Source organism: Niallia sp. NCCP-28 (assembly GCF_023168165.1).
Lineage (GTDB): Bacteria > Bacillota > Bacilli > Bacillales > Cytobacillaceae > Niallia.
Window position 1 is genome coordinate 169,255 of sequence record NZ_BQYJ01000004.1, and the last position, 24,783, is coordinate 194,037.

General features: G+C 35.0%; 22 protein-coding genes. 2 read left to right on the forward strand and 20 right to left on the reverse strand.

All coding sequences use genetic code 11. The features are described 5' to 3' along the window. Positions 1-137: 137 nt before the first annotated feature. The 19 genes from hisIE to NCCP28_RS13565 all read right to left on the reverse strand — a co-directional run bounded on the left by hisIE (position 138) and on the right by NCCP28_RS13565 (position 19,042). The gene (gene hisIE / locus NCCP28_RS13475; protein WP_248561931.1) at positions 138-782 is read right to left on the reverse strand and encodes a bifunctional phosphoribosyl-AMP cyclohydrolase/phosphoribosyl-ATP diphosphatase HisIE; all 645 of its coding nucleotides are present in this window, start codon (positions 780-782) and stop codon (positions 138-140) included. Then, positions 779-1,540 (reverse strand): imidazole glycerol phosphate synthase subunit HisF, encoded by a 762-nt coding sequence (gene hisF, locus NCCP28_RS13480; RefSeq protein WP_248561932.1) that lies wholly within the window; start codon positions 1,538-1,540, stop codon positions 779-781. The genes hisIE and hisF overlap by 4 nt, the downstream gene beginning before the upstream one ends. Next, on the reverse strand, positions 1,534-2,268 hold the full coding sequence (gene hisA / locus NCCP28_RS13485) for a 1-(5-phosphoribosyl)-5-[(5-phosphoribosylamino)methylideneamino]imidazole-4-carboxamide isomerase (protein ID WP_248561933.1): 735 nt from the start codon (positions 2,266-2,268) through the stop codon (positions 1,534-1,536). Before hisA ends, hisF begins: the two co-directional genes overlap by 7 nt. Positions 2,269-2,273: 5 nt before the next feature. Next, complete coding sequence (gene hisH, locus NCCP28_RS13490; RefSeq protein ID WP_248562203.1) at positions 2,274-2,897, reverse strand: imidazole glycerol phosphate synthase subunit HisH; 624 nt, start codon at positions 2,895-2,897, stop codon at positions 2,274-2,276. Between the two features lies 1 nt (position 2,898). Beyond that, positions 2,899-3,486, reverse strand: coding sequence for an imidazoleglycerol-phosphate dehydratase HisB (hisB, locus tag NCCP28_RS13495; RefSeq protein ID WP_248561934.1), 588 nt, complete (start codon positions 3,484-3,486; stop codon positions 2,899-2,901). Positions 3,487-3,534: 48 nt separating this feature from the next. Then, positions 3,535-4,800: a histidinol dehydrogenase gene (gene hisD, locus NCCP28_RS13500; RefSeq protein ID WP_248561935.1), complete on the reverse strand. Its 1,266-nt coding sequence runs from the start codon at positions 4,798-4,800 to the stop codon at positions 3,535-3,537. A 29-nt stretch (positions 4,801-4,829) separates the two neighbouring features. Next, positions 4,830-5,474 carry an ATP phosphoribosyltransferase gene (gene hisG / locus NCCP28_RS13505; protein ID WP_248561936.1) on the reverse strand — a complete coding sequence of 215 codons (645 nt, stop codon included), beginning with the start codon at positions 5,472-5,474 and terminating at the stop codon, positions 4,830-4,832. Next, complete coding sequence (locus tag NCCP28_RS13510) at positions 5,471-6,655, reverse strand: ATP phosphoribosyltransferase regulatory subunit (RefSeq protein ID WP_248562204.1); 1,185 nt, start codon at positions 6,653-6,655, stop codon at positions 5,471-5,473. Before NCCP28_RS13510 ends, hisG begins: the two co-directional genes overlap by 4 nt. 491 nt (positions 6,656-7,146) lie before the next feature. Next, entirely contained in the window at positions 7,147-7,677 is a 531-nt protein-coding gene (locus NCCP28_RS13515) for an acyltransferase (RefSeq protein ID WP_248561937.1), read from the reverse strand. Beyond that, positions 7,674-8,327, reverse strand: a complete 654-nt coding sequence (gene ppaX / locus NCCP28_RS13520; protein ID WP_248561938.1) for a pyrophosphatase PpaX — start codon at positions 8,325-8,327, stop codon at positions 7,674-7,676. Before ppaX ends, NCCP28_RS13515 begins: the two co-directional genes overlap by 4 nt. Positions 8,328-8,366: 39 nt before the next feature. Beyond that, positions 8,367-9,170 carry a prolipoprotein diacylglyceryl transferase gene (gene lgt / locus NCCP28_RS13525; protein ID WP_248561939.1) on the reverse strand — a complete coding sequence of 268 codons (804 nt, stop codon included), beginning with the start codon at positions 9,168-9,170 and terminating at the stop codon, positions 8,367-8,369. Between the two features lie 58 nt (positions 9,171-9,228). Next, positions 9,229-10,158, reverse strand: coding sequence for an HPr(Ser) kinase/phosphatase (gene hprK, locus NCCP28_RS13530; protein WP_248561940.1), 930 nt, complete (start codon positions 10,156-10,158; stop codon positions 9,229-9,231). Positions 10,159-10,587: 429 nt separating this feature from the next. Continuing rightward, positions 10,588-10,944: a phage holin family protein gene (locus tag NCCP28_RS13535; RefSeq protein WP_248561941.1), complete on the reverse strand. Its 357-nt coding sequence runs from the start codon at positions 10,942-10,944 to the stop codon at positions 10,588-10,590. A gap of 5 nt (positions 10,945-10,949) precedes the next feature. Next, complete coding sequence (locus NCCP28_RS13540) at positions 10,950-11,138, reverse strand: PspC domain-containing protein (RefSeq protein ID WP_248561942.1); 189 nt, start codon at positions 11,136-11,138, stop codon at positions 10,950-10,952. A gap of 16 nt (positions 11,139-11,154) precedes the next feature. Further along, positions 11,155-12,264: a DUF4097 family beta strand repeat-containing protein gene (locus tag NCCP28_RS13545; RefSeq protein ID WP_248561943.1), complete on the reverse strand. Its 1,110-nt coding sequence runs from the start codon at positions 12,262-12,264 to the stop codon at positions 11,155-11,157. A 382-nt stretch (positions 12,265-12,646) separates the two neighbouring features. Beyond that, entirely contained in the window at positions 12,647-15,514 is a 2,868-nt protein-coding gene (uvrA, locus tag NCCP28_RS13550) for an excinuclease ABC subunit UvrA (RefSeq protein WP_248561944.1), read from the reverse strand. Positions 15,515-15,518: 4 nt separating this feature from the next. Next, positions 15,519-17,498 carry an excinuclease ABC subunit UvrB gene (uvrB, locus tag NCCP28_RS13555; protein WP_248561945.1) on the reverse strand — a complete coding sequence of 660 codons (1,980 nt, stop codon included), beginning with the start codon at positions 17,496-17,498 and terminating at the stop codon, positions 15,519-15,521. 432 nt (positions 17,499-17,930) lie between these two features. Then, positions 17,931-18,161 (reverse strand): CsbA family protein, encoded by a 231-nt coding sequence (locus NCCP28_RS13560; protein WP_248561946.1) that lies wholly within the window; start codon positions 18,159-18,161, stop codon positions 17,931-17,933. Positions 18,162-18,190: 29 nt separating this feature from the next. Continuing rightward, on the reverse strand, positions 18,191-19,042 hold the full coding sequence (locus tag NCCP28_RS13565) for an STAS domain-containing protein (protein ID WP_248561947.1): 852 nt from the start codon (positions 19,040-19,042) through the stop codon (positions 18,191-18,193). Between the two features lie 553 nt (positions 19,043-19,595). On the opposite strand from NCCP28_RS13565, the gene NCCP28_RS13570 reads away from it, so the two are divergent. Beyond that, entirely contained in the window at positions 19,596-20,618 is a 1,023-nt protein-coding gene (locus tag NCCP28_RS13570) for an HD-GYP domain-containing protein (protein ID WP_248561948.1), read from the forward strand. A gap of 362 nt (positions 20,619-20,980) precedes the next feature. On the opposite strand, the gene adhE is transcribed toward NCCP28_RS13570, so the two are convergent. Beyond that, on the reverse strand, positions 20,981-23,587 hold the full coding sequence (adhE, locus tag NCCP28_RS13575; RefSeq protein ID WP_248561949.1) for a bifunctional acetaldehyde-CoA/alcohol dehydrogenase: 2,607 nt from the start codon (positions 23,585-23,587) through the stop codon (positions 20,981-20,983). Between the two features lie 389 nt (positions 23,588-23,976). Between adhE and NCCP28_RS13580 the strand changes: the two genes are divergently transcribed. After that, entirely contained in the window at positions 23,977-24,600 is a 624-nt protein-coding gene (locus NCCP28_RS13580; protein WP_248561950.1) for a TetR/AcrR family transcriptional regulator, read from the forward strand. Positions 24,601-24,783 lie beyond the last annotated feature (183 nt).

Here is a 24,783-nt window from a genome sequence, read left to right on the forward strand (position 1 = left end):
TCGGAGAAGAATCATTACTGGAAGTTTTGTCTTAATTTAAACATTCTCTTAAGAGGTATTGCTGTTATTCAAACAAATTTCCCAAAAAAAGAGTCTCCTAACAGCTGCAACAACTTTAGGTAGACTCTCTATATTCTTTATCCTTTTTCTTGATGACGTTTTTCTAACACCGTTAAAATTTCTGCAAATGGCAGCTCTTGCTCTCTTAATAATACAAGCAAATGATATAAAAGATCAGCGGATTCCCATTTTAATTCTTCAGCATCGCGATTTTTTGCTGCAATGATTACTTCTGATGCCTCTTCTCCAACTTTTTTAAGGATTTTATCTACACCTTTTTCAAATAAATACGTTGTATAAGCACCTTCTGGACGATTAGCTTCTCTTTCTTTAATCACTTGTTCAAGATTATATAAAATTTTGTATGGAGCTGAATCAAAATCCGCATTGCTTGCCTCACTATTTTGATAAAAACTTTCTGCAAAACAGCTAGTTGTGCCATTATGGCAAGCTGCTCCTTTAGGATTTACTAATACAACTAAAGCATCTGAATCACAGTCAAATTTTATTTCTGCAATTTTCTGTGTGTTGCCGCTAGTAGCTCCCTTATGCCAAAGTTCTTGTCTTGATCTGCTAAAAAACCAGGTTTCTCCTGTTTCTATTGACTTCCCTAACGATTCTTTATTCATATATGCTAAAGTTAACACTTCTTTTGTAGCAGCATCTTGAACGATTGCTGGAATAAGTCCTTTATCGTCAAATGTTAATTCTTCTATATTCATCTAACAAGCACTCCTCTTTCTTTCAGATATTCCTTTACTTCATGTACGGATGTTTCTTTATAATGAAAGATCGATGCAGCAAGTGCAGCATCTGCTTTTCCCTCTTCGAAAAAAACATCTGCAAAATGTTCTGCATTTCCTGCACCGCCAGATGCAATAACCGGTACAGAGACGGCCTCACTTACTGCTTTTGTTAAAGCTAAATCAAACCCTTTTTTTTCGCCATCTGAGTCCATGCTTGTTAAAAGAATTTCTCCTGCACCAAGTGTTACCGCTTCTTTCGCCCAAGAAACAACATCCTTGCCTGTCGCTTTTCTTCCCCCATGTGTAAAGACGCGCCAAGTGTTTATTTCCTGATCAAATTTAGCATCAATCGCAACTACAATACACTGGGAACCAAAAAAATTAGCACCTTCAGCAATTAGATTTGGATTTGTTACCGCTGCAGTATTTAAAGACACTTTATCGGCACCAGCACGAAGAATTTTTTTCATATCATCTAATGTATTGATGCCTCCCCCAACTGTAAACGGAATAGCTAATTCAGATGCAACTTCTTTTACTACATCGACCATTGTTTTTCTGCCTTCATGGGATGCAGAAATATCTAAAAACACCAGCTCATCTGCACCTTGTTCATCATAAAATCTTGCCAATTCTACTGGGTCTCCGGCGTCTCTTAATTGAACAAACTGCACTCCCTTTACAACACGGCCATCCTTTACATCTAAGCATGGAATAATTCTTTTCGTTAGCATGAACTATTCACCTCTAACGCTTCCTGAACAGAAAATCGCCCTTCATACAAGGCTTTACCAACAATAGCGCCACGAACGCCCACATCGCTTAATTCCTTTAATGTCACTAAATCTTCTAATTGGCTGACGCCCCCTGAAGCAATTACTTCTTTTCCTGTTTCTATCGCCATTTCCTTTACCGCTTGAAGGTTTGGGCCACTAAGCATTCCATCTGTTGCTATATCGGTAAAGATAAAAGTTTCTGCTCCTGCATCAGCAAATCTTTTCCCTAAATCAACTGCTCGCGCCTCTGATGTAGTGATCCATCCATGTGTAGCCACAAAGCCATTTTTTGCATCTATGCCTACTGCTATTTTCGAACCATATTTGCGAATCATTTCAATAGCAAATTCCGGATTGGACACAGCAATACTTCCAATAATTACGCGTGCTATTCCTTTATCTAAATAATGCACGATATCTCCTTCTGTACGTATGCCCCCACCAATTTGCACATTAACTCCTAATTTTTGAGCTGCATCAATAACAAAGGAATCATTTACTCTTTTTCCATCTTTTGCTCCATCAAGGTCTACCATATGTATCCATTTACTGCCTTGCTCAGCGAAATTTTTTGCCATTTCGAAAGGAGAATCTCCATAAACTGTTTCTTTATCATAGTCCCCTTGCAGCAGGCGTACACATTTACCGCCGCGCATATCGATTGCAGGATATACTGTAAAGCTCATTTGTTTCATCCTTTCTTTATCAGCTGTGTAAAGTTATTTAATAAATGCATGCCTAGCTTACTGCTTTTTTCAGGATGGAATTGCATCCCATAAACATTGTCTTTACCGACAACAGCAGGGACCTCTTTATCATAGATGCTTTTTGCAATTATCACATCTTCCTCTGTCTGTGCATAATAAGAGTGAACAAAATAAGCATAGCCATCCTGCACTTTTTCTGTTAACGGACCGTTTTTTTGAAAAGACAATAAATTCCATCCCATATGAGGAACCTTATACGTTTCTTCATTAGCCGTTATTCCAGGAAAACGAACCACTTTTCCTGGAAGCAAACTCAATCCCTTCGTAAGCCCATGTTCTTCGCTTTCTTCAAATAGAAGCTGCATGCCAAGACAGATGCCTAAAAGAGGGCGGCCACTTTCCACATAAGAATGAATCATAGCAGACAATCCTGTATCATTTAAGCAGCTCATTGCATCTTTAAATGCACCTACACCTGGAAGAATTAGTGCATCAGCTTCCATTAATTTTTGTTTGTCATCTGAAATAAAATAAGGAACACCCAATCGCTCAAGCGCCTTGCTGACGCTAAATAAATTCCCCATTCCATAATCAATAATGCCTAACATATTACAGCATTCCTTTCGTAGAAGGTACCCCTTTAATTCTTGGGTCAATGGTTGTTGCTTCATCAAGCGCTCTTGCCATCGCTTTGAAGATTGCTTCAATCATATGATGCGTATTGCTCCCATAATGCAAAATAACATGCAAATTCATTCTTGCTTCTAATGCAAACTTCCATAAAAACTCGTGCACTAATTCTGTATCAAAGGTTCCCACCTTTTGGCTTGGGAATTCTGCGCGGAATTCTAAATGAGGACGATTACTCAAATCCACCACTACTTGCGCCAATGTTTCATCCATTGGCACAAAACTGTTTCCATATCTTTTAATGCCTTTTTTATCGCCAACAGCATCCTGCAAAGCTTGCCCAAGACAAATTCCAATATCCTCTGTGGTATGATGATCATCTACTTCAATATCACCATTTGCTTGTACTGTTAAATTAAATTGGCCATGCTTTGTAAACAGATCAAGCATATGATTCATAAACGGAACCCCAGTGTCTATTTCTGAAATGCCTTCTCCATCAATATTAAACGATAGCTGAATATTTGTTTCACCTGTTTTTCTGCTTATGGCAGCTGTTCTTCCCATCCTAATCCCTCCAAAAAACATCTACTAATCTATTACAATAAACATTGATTATTTATATCGTGATTCAATCGCTCTTGCATGTGCTTCGAGGCCTTCTAATCGTGCAAAAGCGGCAATTTTCTCTGCATTTTCAAAAAAAGCATTTTTACTATAATAAATAACACTAGATTTTTTCTGAAAATCTTCAACATTTAAGGGGCTTGAAAACCTCGCCGTTCCATTTGTCGGAAGAACATGATTAGTGCCTGCAAAATAGTCTCCGACTGGCTCTGAGCTATATCGTCCTACAAAAATGGCGCCTGCATGGCGAATTGCTCCAATTTGTTCAAAAGCATCTTCTGTTATGATTTCTAAATGCTCCGGCGCCAATTCATTAATTGTTTCAATCGCTTCTTCCATTGTTTCCTTAACAAGGATTAAACCAAAATCTTCGATGGATTGCTGAGCAATTTCCTTTCGCGGCAAACTGCTCAGCTGCTGCTCTACCTCTTTTGCTACAGCTAACGCCAGCTCCTTTGATGTAGTTACTAAAACAGCGCTTGCTCTTCTATCATGTTCTGCTTGTGACAACAAATCTGCTGCTACTTCCTTTGCTTTTGCTGTCTCATCTGCTAAAATGGCAATTTCACTCGGCCCTGCGATCATATCAATATCTACATCACCAAATACTTCTCGTTTAGCAAGTGCTACATAAATATTGCCTGGTCCAACGATTTTATCGACAGGCGCAATAGTTTTTGTGCCATATGCCAACGCAGCAACTCCTTGCGCGCCGCCGACTTTATATATTTCTTTTACTCCTGCAATATGTGCTGCAACCAAAACAGCACTTGGAATTTCCCCATTTTCTCCTGGAGGGGATACCATTACAATTCTTTTGACGCCAGCAACATGTGCTGGCATAACATTCATTAAAACCGAAGAAGGATATGCTGCTGTTCCACCTGGCACATATACCCCTACAGAATCTAATGGCGTTACCTTTTGCCCAAGAATGGATCCATTTTCTTTTGTCACCATCCAGGACGACTTTAGCTGATTTTTATGATAACTGCTAATATTGTCTGCCGCTTCTTTTATAATGGCTACCATTTCTTCTTTTATATCACTATATGCTGCTTCGATTTCTTGTTCAGTTACCAAAAAATCTGTAATGTCTGTACGATCAAACTTTTGCGTATATTCCTGTAATGCGCTATCTCCATTTATTCGTACATTTTCAATAATTTCTTTAACAATATTCCTTTGTTCCTCTGTTCCTGAATCTACAGAACGTTTGATATTAATATTTTCTTCTCCATAGATAATTTTCATTTTAGGTCCTCCTTTCACTCTATATCGCCTTATCTTGTTAATGCATTGCCTTTAACAACATGATTGAGCCGTTCCACCAAGTCACTAATTCTTTCATCTTTCATTCGGTAACTCGCCGGATTGACGATTAGGCGTGATGTAATATCCACAATTCGTTCATATTCAATTAGCCCATTTTCTACAAGCGTTTTTCCTGTTGAAACAATATCAACAATTCTGTCGGATAATCCAATTATCGGGGCAAGTTCAATCGATCCATTTAATTTAATAATTTCCACTTGTGAACCCTGTTCTCTAAAATAAGCGGCTGCAACATTAGGATATTTTGTTGCGACTCGAGGTGCAATTTCATTTAGCTTTGTATTCGGCAATCCAGCTACAGCAAGATAGCATGCACTAATTTTCAAATCTAAAAGTTCATAAACATCTCGCTCTTCTTCTAACATGACATCTTTTCCGGCTATCCCTAAATCAGCTACTCCATGTTCCACATATGTTGGCACATCCATTGGTTTAGCTAGGATAAAGCGGAAATTTTCTTCTTCTACATCAATGATCAGTTTTCTAGAATCATCAAACTCTGGAGGCAATTTAAATCCTGCTTCACGCAATAAGTTTGCCGCTTCTTCAAAAATTCTTCCTTTTGGCATGGCAATTGTTAATATATCACTCATTTCACAACCTCCATTCCTGCTTTTCCTACTAATAATGATATTTCATTATATTGTTTGGTACATGCATCGACATTGCCAACTCCATTGATATCCTGTGTAATCACTTTAATGCCTGCTGCTCTTTTTTCCTTTGCCAGCTCAAAAGCTTCTTTTCTGCGATCTCCACTAAATAAAATACAATGGATATCCTTTGTTTTTTCTATTTCTCCAAGGGCTTCCAACAAATGATCCATACGGATAGCAAAACCAGTTGCCCCTGTTGATTTCCCGAATTTTTCAAGCAAAAGATCGTATCTTCCTCCACTGCCAATTGGAAAACCGACTCCCTCCGCATATACTTCATATAAAATCCCCGTGTAATAGCTCATATGACTCACTAATGTTAAGTCCAGTTTAACTCTTCCTGTTTCTTTATAATCCACAAGAATTTCCCATAACTGTTTTAATTCATCTATGGCGCTTTTCCCTTTATTATCTTCAATTAAATCATAGGCAAAATTAATTACTTCTTCTCCGCCTCTTAACTTTAAAAATTGATGCAATCTCTGTTTATCAATGCTAGATAAGGACAATTTATCTACATGCTGACGATAACCAACATAATTTTTTTCATATAAATATTTAGTTAAAGCATCTGCTCGTTCCTTTGTGCCCAATATTTGCAAAAAGAAAGTTTTCACAAATCCAATATGTCCAATCGATAATTGAAAGTTCTCTAATCCTGCTTCTTTTAAAGAAGAAATCATCAAGGCAATTCCTTCTCCATCTGCACTAATTGTTTTATCTCCAATATACTCCACGCCAATTTGCTCAAATTCTGCTGGGCGCCCGCCTTCTCTCTGCTGTGCCCGAAATACAGAAGCATTATAAGCTAATCGCAGCGGCAGTTGTTCTGTTAATAATTTAGATGCAGCTACACGTGCAATTGGTGCTGTCATATCAGGCCGAAGTACAAGTGTATGTCCTTGTTGATCCAATAATTTAAATAACTGTTGATCTAAAATTGCAGAAGCGGTGCCAACTGTTTCATAGTATTCTAATGTAGGTGTTTCAATAAATTGATATCCCCATTTTTTTATGTCTTTTTCCATTTTTCTTTTTATTTTATTTTTTGTTTCATACGTTTCCGGTAATGTATCTCTCATGCCTAATGGCTTTTCAAACATAAATAAACTGCTCATCATTACACCTCTTGTCGAATATTCCGAATACTTTAGTTCGCTAATATACTAACAAATTAAAGAGTTATTTGTAGTTTACTCCTCCTCTAACAGGAGGTCAAGAAAAAAATAAAAAATCTCCTTTTATTTTTATATAATTCTGAACTTAAAAGATAAAACATACTATTTAAAGATTCAGTCAATTAAAAAGAAAACTAATGCAGCTATTTCTTTTTTATTCTAATGAATCAGCGAATACAATAAAAAAGACGACTGCTTAAAGGAAACTTTACTCCATTGCATCAGCTTTTTGCTGCTTAACATCATCTTTTTGGAATAGAAACAAGTTTTCAGTAATAGTCGTCTCTTTTTATCTATCTCGCATTAACGGACTTTTAAACTCTCTCTCAGATTATGAGAGGAAACGAGAAAGCTTTCTTTTATCTAGGTGGGGGATAATTGCCCGATTGGTTCAGCCAGCAATCAGTGGAGACGCTGGCTGGCCACTTTTATTATTCCACAATATAAACAGGATTATTTTTTTTTCGTTCTTTCATTTCTTCCGCTGTATAAATAATCTGCATAGGATTCCCTCCGACAAAACTTCCAGCCGGCACGTCTTGATGAACAAGTGTACCTGCAGAAACAATTGCTCCATCACCAATTGTTACTCCAGGCAAAATAGTAGTGTTTGCTCCAACCATTACCTCATCACCAATTTCAATATTCCCGATTCTATATTCATCTATTAAATATTCGTGGGCAAGAATCGTTGTATTGTATCCGATTATGGTATTTTTACCTACTTTTATTTTTTCAGGATACATAATGTCGAGCATCACCATTAAGGCAAATGATGTCTGCTCTCCAATATTCATTCGCAAAAAAGTCCGATACATCCAATTTTTGCATGCAAGAAAAGGAATATATCTTGCTAACTGAATAATAATAAAGTTTTTTATTACTTTTATAAAAGGAACCGTTTTATAAACATGCCACAGCGAATTGGCCCCACTGACAGGATAACGGGTTGTCTTTCTCATTCTGCTTTCACTTCTTTAATAGAAAGCAATTCCTCCATATTATCGAAAATATAATCTGGTTTGTATTCTGCTAGGTGCTGCTTTCCTTTTAATGACCAGGCAACACCTGCTGTCATCGTTCCAGCATTTTTTCCTGCCAAAATATCATGATGATTATCGCCGATCATTATCGCTTCTTCCGGTTTAGCCTTCAGCTTTTTTAATGCTAAAAGAACTGGCTCTGGATCTGGTTTAGGTGTTTTCACATGATCCATTGCAACAATTACTTCAAAAAATTCATCTAATTTAGTTAGTTTTAATCCCATGGCTACTACATCTGATAATTTTGTTGTTACAATAGCAAGTTTAAATCCGCGATTCTTTAATTCTTTAACTGTTTCATACACCCCATCAAATATTGTTACAATACTATCATGATTTGCTAAATTATATTCCCGATATACTTTAATCATTTCTTCCGCTTTTTCTGCATCTAAAGATTCAAATGTTTCCTTAAGGGAAGGCCCCATAAACGGCAATACATCTTCTCTTTTATATTGAGTTGGATAATATTGCTCTAATGTATGTAAAAAAGAAGAAATAATTAATTCATTTGTATTAATAAGAGTTCCATCTAAATCAAACAGCAGCGTGTTTATTTTTTTACTCAAAATCCAGCTTTCCCTTCTATCCATTTATACATGCAATGGTTAATCTAAATAGCGCTTATTTGCAAACCCTGTTTTTCTTCTGTAAAAAATCGCCATAACAGCAAATGCTATCAGTCCGAGAGATATTAATTGCGCCATTCTTAAATCCCCAATCATCAGACTGTCTGTTCTCATTCTTTCAATAAAGAATCTTCCAATAGAATACCAGGTGACATAGGATAAAAAGATTTCCCCAGATCGCAAGTTTGCCTTACGCAACAGCAACAATACCACAAAACCTAATAAATTCCATATAGACTCATATAAAAAAGTTGGGTGATAATAAACACCATCAATATACATTTGATTAATGATAAACTCAGGCAAATGCAAATTTTCCAGAAAAGCTCGGCTCACTTCTCCACCGTGTGCTTCCTGGTTCATAAAGTTTCCCCAGCGTCCAATTGCTTGTCCCAATATAATGCTTGGTGCAGCTATATCCGCCATTTTCCAAAATGAAATATTTTTTTTCTTTGTAAATATGTAGGTAGTAATAATAGATCCAATCAACGCTCCATGTATGGCTATACCTCCATGCCATATTTTCGGAATATCACTTAGATGATTGCTATAATAATCCCACTCAAAAATTACATAATAAATTCTTGCAGAAATAATCGCAATAGGTATAGCCCAAAGCATTAAATCTGGAAAGTCATCATTGTGCAAGCCTCTTCTATTTCCTTCTCTAATGGCTAGGATTAGAGCTAAAACTAATCCTGTTCCAATAATAATTCCATACCATCTGACGTCAAGTCCACCTAAAGAAAAAGCAATAGGATCTATTGGCTGAATTTCTCCCAATTTATTTCCTCCTTCAATTATCTCTCATCCCTTTGTCTGCAAAGCCTGTTAACTATAATCATTTCCCAGCATCATCGGAAATAACATTTGCCAACTTACTCGTAAATTGCTCTGCTGCATTTACACCCATTCTTTTTAGACGGAAATTCATGGCAGCTACTTCAATAATGACAGCTAAATTTCGTCCTGGTCGAACTGGAATAGTTATTTTGGTAACATCCGTATCAATAATTTTCATTTTTTCTTCATCTAATCCTAAACGGTCATATTGTTTATTTTGCTCCCAAAGCTCTAAAGACATTACCATAGATATCTTTTTATAGCTTCTGACAGCACCTGCTCCAAATAATGTCATTACATTAATAATGCCTAGCCCGCGAATCTCTAATAAATGTTCTATCAGTTCTGGTGAACTTCCAACAATTGTATTTTCATCTTCTTGACGAATTTCTACACAGTCATCTGCTACTAAACGGTGTCCCCGTTTTACTAATTCTAACGCTGTTTCACTTTTCCCTACTCCACTTTTTCCTGTAATTAGAACCCCAACACCATATATATCTACAAGAACTCCATGAACAGCTGTTGTCGGTGCAAGTTTTTTTTCTAGAAAATTGGTCAATCGGCTGGAAAATAATGATGTCTTTTGTTTAGAGCGCATGATTGGCACAGAATTCTGTTCAGAAGCTGCAATTAATTCTGCCGGCACTTCTTTATTTCTTGTTATAATAATTCCTGGAGTAATATCACTGCAAAGTCTTCCCAGCCTAGATGTTTTCTCTTCACTGCTTAGTTTATTTGCAAATGTTAATTCTGTTTTTCCTAATAATTGAATACGTTCTGCTGGATAATAATCAAAGTAACCAGCCATTTCTAAACCGGGGCGGGATATATCACTTACCGTAATTGGTCTATTTATTCCTTCTTCTCCACTTATTAATTCTAAATCAAATTCTTTCATTACTTCTTTTATCAATACTTTCGCCACTGGAGCTCCTCCTTTAAAAGGTTCATTGCTGTTTATAAACATACACCATTTTTTAGCTCTTTTAAACATTCACTTTATTTTAGCATTATTCGCTAAATTTATGCTATATTCCATGTCGAAAATAACCTAAACCTAGATATAAAACCTCATTTGTGAAACAAAAACAAGAGTCGGGCTTTTTCCGAAGAGCTAATTTATTCAATTTTTAAGACTGCTTTCCCATTAATTGTTGTTTTTTATATAGTTTCATTCAGATTCCCCGTCGATTTGCCGTAATGCCACAAAATTTACGAAAAAAGCTATTAAAAAAATCTAAAATATTGATATATCCCCATTCTTGAATATAAAAAAGGCATCCAATAGCCAAATTGACTTATTGGATACCTCTTGATCCTCTATTATGTATAAAAATAAATAATCAATAGACAACTATTCTTTTTTTCTTCCCAATACCGTATTTTGAATAACAAGATTAAATAAAGATAAGAGGATGCTAAAAAATATACTCATTCCAAAACTGGAAATTCCAAAACTGTCTCCCATTAATTGAGCAGTCAGCGATAATGTAACAGCATTAATGATAAATAAAAATAAACCTAAAGAAAGTATTGTTACAGGCAATGTCAAAAGTACTAATATTGGCTTAACAATTACATTTAACAAGGATAGGATAATGCTTGCACCTAGTGCAGCACCTATCCCTGATAAATAAAAGGAATCACGAAATAGACCAGCTAATGCAATAAAAAATATGGCGTTTATAACAATACTTACAATCCAACGCATTTGTCTTACACCTCATTCGGCAATACATATACTAGCACAAGATATATTATTGCTAATGGAAAAAATCCAGTTGAAATGATTCCAATAATAAAAATCAGCCGCAGCAGATTTGCATTTATATTAAATCTTTCTGCTAATCCTCCTATAACCCCTGCTAGCTTTCTGTTGCTTTTTGATCGTTTTATTTCTTTCATCTTTTATTCTCTCCTTCTAACTTACCTCTTGATTCCCAATTTTTTTTATTTTGATTGTTCCTGTTTTTGTATTTGCATCAATTGACGTGCGCTTTTCCATCGATTGAATCGATTGAAACTGCAGTGTTTTTTGAAGCACATCCTTTTTTTCTTCTATTATTTGTATACCCTCTAACTCTACATTAAATCCGCCAAAGTTTGTTTTTAAATTCCCATTTACGGCCAATTCTTCTATAATATTTACATCCATATTTCCTGTGGTTCCTTTTAATTCAATATATTCGCAATCCTCCGAATGGTTGGTGCATACTATATCTCCATTAAATGATTGCAAGTCTACTCTTTCAAAGTAGCCGTCTACATGTATTGCGCCATTAATGGTTTCTGCATCCATAGCAGTTGCACTGGTTTTTTCGACATCTATACTCCCATTCGCTGCATCAACTTCCAGTTTTTTAGCTTGAATGGCTGTTAAATGAATTTTTCCATTTGCTGTTTTTGCATATATCTGACCGGAATGAAGATTATTGCTTTTTATCGGACCATTAAAAAGGCGTATCTTGGTTACTTTATATTCTTCTGTTGGTACATAGATGGTTGTTTGCAGCTTCATCCATTTATGATGCACTTTTACTTCTAGTTTTTCTTTATCTGCAGCCACGTCTACTTCCTTTAAGAATACGCGTTTTGCATCTTCTAACGAATCGACACGATAAACCTTCGCCTTACATTCTATGCGGATTTCTTGATTTTCCCAAGGAATAAGCTCCACATCTCCATTTGGAATATCAATATCAATCGTTTCTGGAATAATATCTGTATATTGAAAGATATGAAAAACTTCTTCATAATGGCCGAAGTTTAAATCTAAATCTACTTCTTTTACTTTTTTAATAGTCGAATCAACAAAATCAAAAATCTTTCCTTTTGCAGTTTGAAAATTAAAGGAAGAAGCCGTTTCTTTTTTCTTTTCCTGAAATTTAGATTCTTCAAAATCTACATGCCATATATCCTGCTCTTTTTTATTTTCCTCTTTATCCACCATTTCCATTAAAGCAATTGCTTCATCAACTGATAATTTTCCGCTTTCCACTAGCTTTAAAATTCGTTTTTTCTCATCTGCCATTTTGTTTGCCCCCCGTTCTGTTCGTAAAAACAAATAATCAATCCTGTTATCATTATATTTTGCATCCCATTCATTATCATCATAACCAAAAAGAGAATTGGCAAAAGCTAAAGTACATATGAGAGGGGAATTTTTTTATGCTGTTTCCCTTCTGCTTTACATACGAATCAGCTCCAACAAAGTTTCATTCCAAATCTAAATCTCCAAGAATAAGGATGTTAATCCTGATGGCCATCAGTCATTTAACATGCTTCGTATTTAGTTTATGTTTTCTTTTTTCCTTTAAGAATTAGTTTTAAGAAAAAAAGAAATGCAAAAATGCATTTCTTAAAAATCAGCTGCTCGCTGGTTACCATTCAAATAAGTGTTTGACTGTTGCCGTTTATACCTTTTCCAGTTCCTCTATTTGCTGCTTCATTCGAAGTCGGTCTCGCTCTAAAATAGGCTTTAAATATTTTCCGGTATAAGACCCTTCCAATTCGACTATTTCTTCAGGTGTGCCAAATCCTAATATTGTTCCACCTTTATCTCCACCTTCAGGCCCTAAATCAATAATATAATCTGTTGCTTTTATCACATCTAAATTATGTTCAATGACTAATACAGTATCGCCATTTTCCACCAGACGCTGCAAGACAACTAAAAGTCTGGATATATCATCGACATGAAGGCCTGTTGTTGGTTCATCTAAAATATAAAAAGATTTTCCTGTGGACCGGCGATGCAGCTCAGAAGCAAGCTTTACTCTTTGCGCTTCTCCTCCAGAAAGAGTAGTTGCAGGCTGCCCAAGTTTTATATATCCTAATCCAACATCCACAATTGTTTGCAGCTTACGATGAATTTTCGGTATATTTTCAAAAAAAGATAATCCATCTTCCACTGTCATTTCTAATACATCGGAAATATTTTTCCCTTTATATTGAACTTCTAATGTTTCCCTATTATACCGTTTGCCATGGCAAACTTCACATGGAACATAAACATCTGGAAGAAAGTGCATTTCAATTTTAATAATGCCATCTCCTCTGCATGCCTCGCACCTTCCTCCTTTTACATTAAAGCTGAATCTTCCTTTTTTATAACCTCGCACTTTTGCTTCATTTGTTGTTGCGAATACATCGCGGATATCATCAAAAACACCCGTGTATGTTGCAGGATTAGACCTTGGAGTTCGCCCTATAGGGGATTGATCGATATCAATGACTTTTTCCAAATATTCAATGCCGTTAATTTCTTTATGTTCTCCTGGTTTTGCTTTTGCACGATTTAATCGCTGAGCTAAAGATTTATGAAGAATTTCATTAATTAACGTACTCTTTCCAGATCCAGAGACACCAGTTACAGCGATAAATAAACCTAATGGAATCTTAACATCAACATCTTTTAGATTATTTTCATTTGCGCCAATAATTTCTATAAATCTGCCATCATTTTGTTTCCTTTCTAAAGGAAGCGGAATGAATTTTTTTCCAGATAAATATTGCCCTGTGATGGACTTTTTATCCCGCATCACTTGTTTTGGCGTTCCCGTCGAAATAATCTGCCCCCCATGAACTCCTGCTCCTGGACCAACATCAATTAAATAATCTGCTTCCATCATTGTGTCTTCATCATGTTCTACCACAATTAGAGTATTGCCAATATCCCTCATATGTTTTAATGTTTCAATTAATTTATCATTATCCCTCTGATGCAAACCAATAGAAGGCTCGTCTAATATGTACAAAACACCTGTTAAACGAGAGCCGATTTGTGTTGCTAATCTGATTCTTTGCGCCTCACCGCCGGAAAGAGTTCCTGCCGCTCTGCTTAATGTTAGATAATCTAAGCCAACATTTATTAAAAAACCGATTCGTTCTGTTATTTCTTTTAAAATAAGATTAGCAATTTGCTGCTCTTTTTCCGTTAAAGTAAGGTTCTTAAATAAATCATTCACTTCTACAATTGATTTTTCTGTTATTTTTCCAATATGCAAACCATTTACAAGTACTGCTAGCGCTTCTCTTTTTAAACGATATCCCTTACATGCGGGACAATGCTGAGTGGCCATATACTTTTCCATTTGCTCCCGAATATAATCTGAACTGGTTTCTTTATAGCGTCTTTCGACATTTTTTAAGACGCCTTCAAACTGAATATCATTCTCCCGCAATAGTCCAAAATCATTTTCATAACGAAAATGTATTTTTTCCTTTCCAGATCCATATAAAATTTTATCCAGAAGATTTTTCGGCAAATCTTTAACAGGAATATTCATATCAATTCCATAATGATTGCACACACTTTCCAATAATTGCGGATAATATTGAGAACTGATTGATTCCCATGGTGCAATCGCATTTTCCTTTAAAGTTAAATGCGGGTTGGGAATAACTAAATCAATGTCTACTTCCAGTTTGGTTCCTAATCCGTCACAATCAGGACATGCTCCAAAAGGACTGTTAAAAGAAAATAATCTTGGCTCTAATTCCCCTATAGAAAAGCCGCAGATTGGACAGGCATGATGCTCGCTGAACAGAAGCTCTTCCTGTCCAATCACATCAATAATCACTTTTCCTTCTCCAAATTGCAAAGCAGATTCCAAAGAGTCAGCCAGCCTTGCAGCAATTCCCTCTTTTACAACAAGCCGATCTATAACTACTTCAATATTATGTTTTTTATTTTTTTCTAAGGAAATTTCCTCTCCGATTTCAAACATATCTCCATCAATGCGAATCCGGACATATCCTTGTTTTTTTATATCCTCGAGCACTTTTATATGGGTGCCCTTTCTTCCAGAAATAACAGGTGCTAAAATTTGCAGTCGAGTTTTTTCTGGATATTCTAAAATTCGATCTACCATTTGTTCGATCGTTTGTGAGCTGATTTCTATTCCATGATCTGGACATGTTGGTCTGCCAACTCGTGCAAAAAAGAGCCTTAAATAATCATAAATTTCGGTTACCGTTCCAACTGTTGATCTTGGATTTCTGCTTGTTGTTTTCTGGTCAATAGAAATGGCTGGAGAAAGCCCTTCAATAGAATCAACATCGGGCTTATCCATCTGCCCTAAAAACTGACGAGCATATGCGGATAATGATTCCACATATCTTCTTTGGCCTTCTGCATAAATAGTATCAAAAGCTAGGGACGACTTTCCTGAGCCAGATAAACCAGTTATAACAACCAATTTATCTCTTGGAATTGTAATATCAATATTTTTCAGATTATGTGCTCTTGCACCTTTCACTATTATTTTATCTTTTGCCATATTTTCATCCCTCTGCTTTTAATTCTAAAAGTAAATCACGCAGCTCTGCAGCTCTTTCGAAATTCAGCGCTTTTGCTGCTTCTTTCATTTCTGCTTCCATTTGCATGATCATTGATTCTTTTTCTTTTTTTGTTAATTTTTTTAATTTTACAGAAGTTTGATATTCTTCAGGAGACTCAGCTGCTTGCGTTGCGCGAATAGTTTCTCTAATTTCTTTTTGAATCGTTTGTGGAACAATGCCATGTTTTTCATTGTATTCTTCCTGTATTTTTCTCCGCCGTTTTGTTTCTGATAAAGCCAGCTCCATAGATTTTGTTATTTTATCTGCGTACATAATTACATGTCCGTTTGCATTCCTTGCAGCCCGGCCAATGGTTTGAATAAGAGACCGATCAGACCGTAAAAATCCTTCTTTATCCGCATCTAGAATGGTTACTAGGGAAACCTCTGGAATATCCAATCCTTCTCGCAATAAATTGATGCCGACAAGCACATCATATTTTCCCATGCGCAATTCTCTAATAATCTCAATACGCTCTAATGTTTTTATTTCGGAATGCAAATATTGAACTTTTATCCCGATTTCCTTTAAATAATCAGTTAAATCCTCTGACATTTTTTTCGTTAATGTAGTGACAAGAACTCTTTCATTCCGTTTCATTCTTTCATGAATTTCTCCAATTAAATCATCTATTTGACCCTCAATCGGCCGAATATCGATAGTTGGATCAAGCAGACCTGTTGGCCGAATAATCTGTTCTACCATTTCAGGCGTATGCTCTAATTCATAAGGTCCTGGCGTAGCGGATACACAGATCATTTTATTGATATGTTTTTCAAACTCATTAAAGGTCAGTGGACGATTATCTAGAGCGGAAGGCAAACGGAATCCATGCTCTACTAATACGTTTTTCCTTGCTTGGTCCCCGTTGTACATCCCTCTGATTTGAGGAAGAGTAACATGTGATTCATCAATTACGATTAAAAAATCTTCTGGAAAATAATCTAACAGCGTATATGGTGTAGAACCTGGCGGACGTAATGTTAAATGTCTAGAATAGTTCTCAATGCCGGAACAAAAACCCATTTCCCGCATCATTTCCAAATCGTAGCGGCAGCGCTGTTCTAATCTCTGTGCTTCTAATAATTTATTATTTTCTCTTAATTTTTCTAATTGTTCTTCCAGTTCTTTTTCTATATTTTCAATTGCCAATCGCATTTTTTCTTCTCTTGTAACGAAGTGGGAAGCCGGAAAAATGGCAATATGATTTCTTTCGCCGAGAATTTCGCCAGTTAAAGCATCTACTTCTCTAATCCGGTCTATTTCATCGCCAAAAAACTCAACCCGGATACAATGCTCATCACGTGAAGCGGGAAAAATCTCTACAACATCTCCTCTAACTCGAAAAGTTCCCCTTTTAAAATCGATATCGTTGCGGCTATATTGAATGTCAACCAACTTGCGAAGAAGCTGATTTCTCTCTATTTCCATACCCGTTCTAAGAGAAACAACCATTTCCCTATATTCCTCAGGTGATCCCAAACCATAAATGCAAGATACACTTGCCACAATGATAACGTCTTCTCGTTCAAAAAGAGAAGAAGTTGCCGAATGTCTTAATTTATCTATTTCATCGTTAATGCTTGCATCTTTTTCAATAAATGTATCTGTTTGCGGAACATATGCTTCTGGTTGATAGTAGTCATAATAACTAACAAAATATTCAACAGCATTATTTGGAAAAAATTCTTTAAACTCACTGTATAATTGTCCAGCCAGCGTCTTATTATGGGCAATAATTAAAGTTGGCTTTTTCACTTCTTTAATCACATTGCTTACTGTAAAAGTTTTTCCCGTACCTGTTGCTCCCAGCAATGTCTGTATTTTTTTTCCTGATTTTATCCCCTCGACCAATTCCTTTATAGCCCCTGGTTGATCGCCTTGAGGGGTATACTTAGAAACTAAATCAAATTCCTGATTCACCTAAAATCCTCCCAATCAATCCTTATGCAATAGGATTATTTCCTTACTTATCAACAAAAAAACAATTATTTTAGATAAGCCATTTTTACAAGAATCTCATTTCCATTTTTTATTTCCTGTCAGCTTCTCTTCATTATTATATGTAAAAATTAAACCTATATTTTTGCTTAGTATATTACCATTCTACCACAAACCAGCCATTTCAAACCAGAAAAAAGCGAACAAATATTCGTTTTTTCTTTTTGCCTAAAAGAAAAAGAATAACAAAGATTCGAATCACAACTCTTTTTTTACAAAATAGATAGTCTGCATTCTCATCAGTTATTCTTACTGTTAAACTTTATTCAGTTAAATGGAACCCCTCGGCAATTCTCCTCACAATCAATCACTGCGGGTTAACTAGAGAACTTTGGGACAACGAAAATAAAAAAGTTATATGCGGGACTCTCGGCGATCCTTTAGCCACTTGCTGTACCAAAAACCAACCGTCAAAGAAAAGGAATCTATCACAATAAGCAAAAATGAATCTGTATATCCTTTATAAACAGAAGCTGCAATCAAAGCTACTGTTAAAATGAGTGCAATTACCCGATTGTAAGTCACTCTTGTAAACAAGACAACTAAAAGTCCAGGAAAAAAAAGTGCCGATAAATATTTAATCACAAAATATACACCTCTTTATTACGTTATCATTATTTTAGCGACGGCAGGCTTAATGAAGCTAAAGCACTTGCCAAATTATTGAAAGTTGAAACTTTGCTAAAATCTATTCCTAATTGAATAATAGTTTGAGCAACTTGTGGTCTTATACCTGAAAAATGCGCTTTAACACCAATTAATTGTAATGTATAAATAACATGATATAGCTGATTTGCCGCCATCATATCAATAATAGGCACCCCTGATAAATCAATAAATAAATTATTAATCTTTTTATCTGAACATTGCTCTAAAGTTGTTTCTACGATAAAACGTGTTCTTTGCATATCAAACACACCAATTAATGGCATTACGCCAATGCCATCAGAAATAGGGATAACGGGGTTGCTAAGATCATTAATTATTTCTTGTTGAACAGACAGCTGCTGATGTTTAAACTTATCATAATATTCAATAAAAATATTAGTAAATAATTCAAATGCAAAATTTGCTAAACCAATCCAGTTAAATACAATCGGCACTGTTAATTTGCTAGGATCATTTTCGGCAAACTTCCGAATATAAGAAATCAGTATTAATTTAACCTGGTTTAATTGCTGAATAGATTCTAAAATCGGCACTAATTCCTTTGACCTTTTTTCAGCAATGACCACAGCCCAATCGTTTAAATTTTGTGTATACACATCTTCATCTTCTATAAATACTGTTAAAACATTTTCAATTAAAATGCGGTGACTTTCTTTTAATTTTGCAAAAGCGGCAGCAGAAATATTCGAATTATAATAAGTTGAAGGGCTATTTTCTATTGTTTTTAACCAATCATCCGTCATATTATTAATATGATTTTTTAAATATGTATATAAATCTTTTCTACAATCTATCATAAATTCTCCTCCTAGATAAACCACTGCACATTTGACAAGCAGAAAGCACCTTCTCTTTTTTTTGCATTCAGTAAAAAGGAAGTCATCACAGAAGATCCCGATGCAAATATGTATTTATCCTGCTATATTTTATTTTTTCTTATGGAAAATTTTTTTTGTGAATTTTGTCAACAAAACCTCTAACGGCTAGAGACTTAAAACTTCTTTTCTCCCATTTAATTGCTAAATATTTATTAGTCAGTTTTTTATTCTATTATATAGTTGTATTTTTTTTCTAACAAGCTAGATGTACAGTAACAAAAAGGAAATTTTTCTCTATTATTTAATCACTGCCGCGAAACCTTTAATATGCTTCCATCATATAGACTAAAACCAACTAAAAAGCAACTTCATTCATCCAAGTTCTTCCTATTAATATTTTTTTATAAAATTAGGATAAATGATTGATACTTACTAGGAATATAGTAGGTTTTGTCATTTTTCTTTATAAGGTAAAATTTACTAGAATAATTTATTTCTATTTTCAAATTTTTTTTATTAAGGAGACATTTATATGGAAGATAAAAATATTTTAATAGACATCATTGGAAATGAATTAACAGAAGATATTTTTTCCAATTCCATAGACGGTCTTTTACTGCTTAAAAAGGGAGTAAAAATAAACGCTACACATATAGAACTATTAAAAAAACATCAAGTAGAACCAGCTTTTGCCATTTCATTAATTAAACAGCATTCTGTCTCTATTGATAAATCATATACTTTTTTATTAGAGGACGTAAAAGAGATATTCCATAACATATTGCAAAAAAAAGAAGATGGCATAGAAGAATTGCTGACCCATTTTGCTAAAGTACTAGAACTTGCTTTAAAAGACCTTTCCATATTAGATATCATTCATCAAGATATTGATCCCTCCAATTATATTTATCAACATAGCATTAATGTTGGAATTATTTCAGCAATCATTGGCAAAATACTCGGCCTTTCAAAAAAGGCATGCCATTTACTCGGACAAATGGGCTTATTCCATGATATAGGCATGTTAGCAGTCAATCCTGAAATTCTGCAAAAAAAGGAACGATTAACGCAAACAGAATACAAAGAAATCCAACAACATACTATTATTGGAAAAAGTTTACTTTTCCCCATCACTCAATTAGATATTCTAATATCAAGAACCGCTCTATTGCACCATGAAACAATCAATGGAAAAGGCTATCCAAATAAACGTACAGAAAAAGATATCCCTATTATGATACAAATTATTACAATTGCAGATACATTCAATAGCATGTGTACAAATACTTATCAACAAAAAAAATCATATTATGAAGCGATAAATAAGTTAATTAATAGTGCACAAAGCAATGTTTTAAATCCTGCCATTGTTATTCCTTTTGCCCAATTTATCATGAATAAACAATTATTTAAAAAAGTGAAATTAACAAACAATAAAATTGCGGAAATTATCTTTATTCATCAAAATGACCCCCACTTGCCAATAGTGCGAATAGAAAATGAATATCTTGATTTGCGACTGGCTAATCCAATCAAAATATCTGGTCCAGCCTAATAGCATAAAAAAAACGAGGACATCAATTCCTCGTTTTTTCATGTATAGAAATATTGGAATTCTGCTTTATTCCATTCAACCAAAATAAAGCAGAGAGAGTAACTAAAGTTAACAATATGCTTCTATTTATCACGCATGATCGGAATTTTGCCCCCACTTCAAAATGATAAGAGAACATGAAAATCTATGTGGGCAGAACCTTGCCTGTAAAAGCCTGATATGTGTTATAAACAGACACATACTAAGAACAAAACATCCTATATCAACACCTTTGTGACCTTATATCCTATAGGACACCTCTGACACAATCAGTGAGGATGGAGCCCCTCTTAGAGCCCCATCAGACTAATTGAAGTTTCACTTTATACGCCTTTAAATGCTTTGCGATAAATATCTGCCAGTTCAGAAACCAATGGCAATTTAGGATTTGCTGTTGTGCATTGATCTTCAAATGCACGATCTGCTAAATAATCTACTTTCGCTTCAAAATCTTTTGCATTTACGCCATTTGCTTCGATGCTCATCGGAATATTTAATTCTTTGCCAAGACGAATAACAGCGCGGATAAAACTGTCTACTCCTTGTTCTACTGTATTTGCTGGCAATCCTAAAATTCTTGCTAATTCAGCATAACGCTCATCTGCTTTAAAATATTCATATTTCGGAAATGCAGTGAATTTTTTTGGTTTTTCAGCATTATAGCGAATAACGTGAGGCATTAATATCGCATTAGAACGTCCATGGGCAATATGGAATTCTGCTCCCAATTTATGTGCTAAACTATGGTTAATTCCTAAAAATGCATTTGCAAATGCCATCCCTGCAATAGTAGAGGCATTATGCACTTTTTCACGTGCTTCCTCATCTGTTGCACCATTTTTGTATGCTCTTGGCAAATATTCAAATATTAACTGAACTGCTTTTACGGCAAGTGCATCTGTATAGTCATTTGCCATATTGGATACATATGCTTCCACCGCATGTGTCAATACATCCATACCAGTATCAGCTGTAACTGCTGGCGGAACTGTCATCACAAATTGTGGATCAATAATCGCTACATCTGGAGTTAATTCATAATCAGCTAATGGATATTTTACATTTTGTTCTTTATCTGTAATAACAGCAAATGAAGTTACCTCAGATCCTGTTCCAGAAGTAGTTGGAATGGCAACAAATTTTGCATTGCCTCCTAAACTAGGATATTTATAGACTCTTTTTCTAATATCTAAGAATTTTTGTTTTAATCCAAAGAAATCTTCATCTGGATGTTCATAGAATAGCCACATGCCTTTTGCAGCATCCATTGGAGAACCACCGCCAAGTGCAATGATGCAGTCTGGTTTAAATTTAGCCATCATCTCTGTTCCTCTTATTACGGTATCTAATGATGGATCTGGCTCTACATCAGAGAATACTTCTACTTGGACTAAATTTTCTCTTTTTCTTAAATGATATAATAATTTATCCACATACCCAAATTGCACCATATATGGATCTGTTACGATAAATACGCGAGAAATATCTTTCATTTTTTGTAAATATTGCACTGAATTTTTTTCAAAATAAATTTTTGGTGGAACTTTAAACCATTGCATATTATTATTCCTTTTAGCCAGTTTTTTTACATTCAATAAATGTACATCTGTAACATTGGTAGATACAGAATTTCTTCCATATGATCCGCAGCCAAGCGTCAATGAAGGCATAAACCCGTTATAAATATCGCCGATTGCCCCTTGAGAAGATGGAGCATTATTAATGATGCGGCATGCTTTCATTCTTAATGCAAATGCTTTTGTTACTTCTTCATTTTCAGAATGAATAACAGCAGAGTGACCCAATCCGCCGAACTCAAGCATTTCTTCTGCACGTTTAATTCCTTCTTCTGTTGAATCTACTTTATAGCAGGCAAGTACTGGACTTAATTTCTCTCTAGAAAGTGGATATTGCGGTCCAACTCCTTCAAGTTCTGCTATTAAGATTTTTGTATCCTCAGGGACTTTTACTCCTGCCAAATTTGCAATAAAGTGTGCGGATTTCCCTACAATATTAGGATTTACTGCACAAGTATTTTCGTTGATTACTAGACTTTCAACTTTCTTTTTCTCTTCTTCATTTAAGAAATAGCAATTATTGCGCTGAAGCTGATCTTTCACTTCATCATAAATTTCTTTATCAATAATGACTGCTTGTTCAGATGCGCAAATCATTCCATTGTCAAATGTTTTAGAAAGAATTAGGTCGTTTACTGCTCTTTTTACTTTTGCTGTTTTTTCAATATAGCAAGGAACATTTCCTGCTCCAACGCCAAGTGCCGGTTTGCCGCAGCTGTAAGCGGATTTTACCATTCCAGGACCGCCAGTAGCTAGAATTAAGGCAATTCCAGGATGGTTCATTAAAGCTTGCGTCGTTTCAATAGATGGCTGCTCTATCCATTGAATGCAATTTTCAGGTGCTCCAGCTTTAACTGCTGCATCCCGTAAAATTTTTGCTGCTTCACTGCTGCATTTTTGTGCAGATGGGTGAAATGCAAACACAATTGGATTTCTTGTTTTAATTGCAATAATTGCTTTGAACATCGTTGTTGATGTTGGATTTGTAACCGGTGTAACCCCTGCAATTACACCAACCGGATCAGCTATTTCCACAACTCCATTTACTTCATCATCATTGATGACGCCTACTGTACGATCATATTTAACATTATGGTAAATATATTCCGTCGAAAAAATATTTTTAATAATTTTATCTTCATAAACGCCTCTTCCTGTTTCCTCCACAGCAAGCTTCGCTAAATACATATGTTTATCTAAACCGGCTAATGCCATTTCTTTGACGATCTGATCAACCTGTTCTTGATTTAAATCATAAAACTCTTCCAAAGCTTTTTTTCCTTTAGCGGCTATTTCATCAATTATTGCATTCACATCTTTTTTTGCTTTTACATCCTTTTCTACAACAGACATCTTTAAATCCCTCCACTTTATTAGAGAATCTTTCCAAATAAACATGTGAAATATTTCACATATAAATTTTGAAGAAAAACTACTTATTTAGTAGCTGATTGCCTAGAATGACCACATCCTTTTACTGATTTTAACATAATAAAATAGATGAAGTTCAAACAATTGATGGTTAAAGATAGTTGGATAATATTAACTAATCATCCATATTTATCTTTGTTTTTCTTTACACCCTTATAATAAACTGTTTTATAACAACCATCAATAGTTTTAAATAAATTTGTTCAATATTTCACAAACTTTTTCACATTTCAGTCACAATTGCTTTTTTTTTCTAATCCCCTTATACTTATCAAGTGATAAGCACATGCAAGAAAGGAAGCATGCTATTAATGGATTCATTATCAGGAAAACAATCTGCAGAACTTGATACGCCTAAGCTTATTGTCCAAGTGGCTTATTCCTTATTTATGGAACTGGGCTATAGAGCCGTCAGCACAAGAAAAATAGCACAAACTTGCGGCATCACTCAACCTGCCCTCTATCATCATTTTAAAAATAAACAAGAAATATATGTGGAAGTTCTTATTGATGCTATTAATCAAATAGAAGCCGCTCTTTTTGCTATTAAGGAAAAACATGCAGAAATTAAGGAACGCCTATATAGAGTTACCTGTTATTTTATGCAGAATTATCAAGTGGACTTAATGCAAATGTTTCACGACCTTCAGCATGAGATGCCGTTAGAAATTCAAAAAGACATAGAAGAAAAGTGGAAAAAAGGATTTCTTCGCCCTATCATTAATATGCTGGATGAGGCTATAGCTAAAGGTGAAATTGCTGCATTGGAAAAGATTCATACAACAAGTCATGAAATTTCTCTTCTTCTATTAAGTATTATAAAATCAGCTATTCAACCTGATTATTTAAAAAGGATGTCTGTGCTAGAACAACAAACCTATATAACTAATAAAGCTCGCTTAATTGTACATATCCTTTTATCTGGAATCAAGTAAGCTTTATTAATTATTCTAATAGAATCATTGCATGTCATCCCATTTTTATTTACATGGCATGCAATCCTTTTTCCTCTCAGCTTATCAATTGATAAGCCGAGAGGAATGGTTAACGTATGTTTCACTTAAATCGGCGCTTTTTATCCCAATTAATATGGGATAAAGTGAACCTTCAATCAGCGG

What these genes read in the sequence shown, in the direction of transcription:
- NCCP28_RS13540 (WP_248561942.1), bottom strand. Translation starts at nt 11,138, where the DNA reads ATGAAAGAAATAAAACGATCAAAAAGCAACAGAAAGCTAGCAGGGGTT.
- hisF (WP_248561932.1), bottom strand. Translation starts at nt 1,540, where the DNA reads ATGCTAACGAAAAGAATTATTCCATGCTTAGATGTAAAGGATGGCCGT.
- hisG (WP_248561936.1), bottom strand. Translation starts at nt 5,474, where the DNA reads ATGAGTGATATATTAACAATTGCCATGCCAAAAGGAAGAATTTTTGAA.
- hisH (WP_248562203.1), bottom strand. Translation starts at nt 2,897, where the DNA reads ATGTTAGGCATTATTGATTATGGAATGGGGAATTTATTTAGCGTCAGC.
- uvrA (WP_248561944.1), bottom strand. Translation starts at nt 15,514, where the DNA reads ATGGCAAAAGATAAAATAATAGTGAAAGGTGCAAGAGCACATAATCTG.
- adhE (WP_248561949.1), bottom strand. Translation starts at nt 23,587, where the DNA reads ATGTCTGTTGTAGAAAAGGATGTAAAAGCAAAAAAAGATGTGAATGCA.
- NCCP28_RS13545 (WP_248561943.1), bottom strand. Translation starts at nt 12,264, where the DNA reads ATGGCAGATGAGAAAAAACGAATTTTAAAGCTAGTGGAAAGCGGAAAA.
- NCCP28_RS13510 (WP_248562204.1), bottom strand. Translation starts at nt 6,655, where the DNA reads ATGAGCAGTTTATTTATGTTTGAAAAGCCATTAGGCATGAGAGATACA.
- NCCP28_RS13535 (WP_248561941.1), bottom strand. Translation starts at nt 10,944, where the DNA reads ATGCGTTGGATTGTAAGTATTGTTATAAACGCCATATTTTTTATTGCA.
- NCCP28_RS13565 (WP_248561947.1), bottom strand. Translation starts at nt 19,042, where the DNA reads ATGATAGATTGTAGAAAAGATTTATATACATATTTAAAAAATCATATT.
- hisB (WP_248561934.1), bottom strand. Translation starts at nt 3,486, where the DNA reads ATGGGAAGAACAGCTGCCATAAGCAGAAAAACAGGTGAAACAAATATT.
- hisA (WP_248561933.1), bottom strand. Translation starts at nt 2,268, where the DNA reads ATGAGCTTTACAGTATATCCTGCAATCGATATGCGCGGCGGTAAATGT.
- hisD (WP_248561935.1), bottom strand. Translation starts at nt 4,800, where the DNA reads ATGAAAATTATCTATGGAGAAGAAAATATTAATATCAAACGTTCTGTA.
- NCCP28_RS13570 (WP_248561948.1), top strand. Translation starts at nt 19,596, where the DNA reads ATGGAAGATAAAAATATTTTAATAGACATCATTGGAAATGAATTAACA.
- NCCP28_RS13580 (WP_248561950.1), top strand. Translation starts at nt 23,977, where the DNA reads ATGGATTCATTATCAGGAAAACAATCTGCAGAACTTGATACGCCTAAG.
- hisIE (WP_248561931.1), bottom strand. Translation starts at nt 782, where the DNA reads ATGAATATAGAAGAATTAACATTTGACGATAAAGGACTTATTCCAGCA.
- NCCP28_RS13515 (WP_248561937.1), bottom strand. Translation starts at nt 7,677, where the DNA reads ATGAGAAAGACAACCCGTTATCCTGTCAGTGGGGCCAATTCGCTGTGG.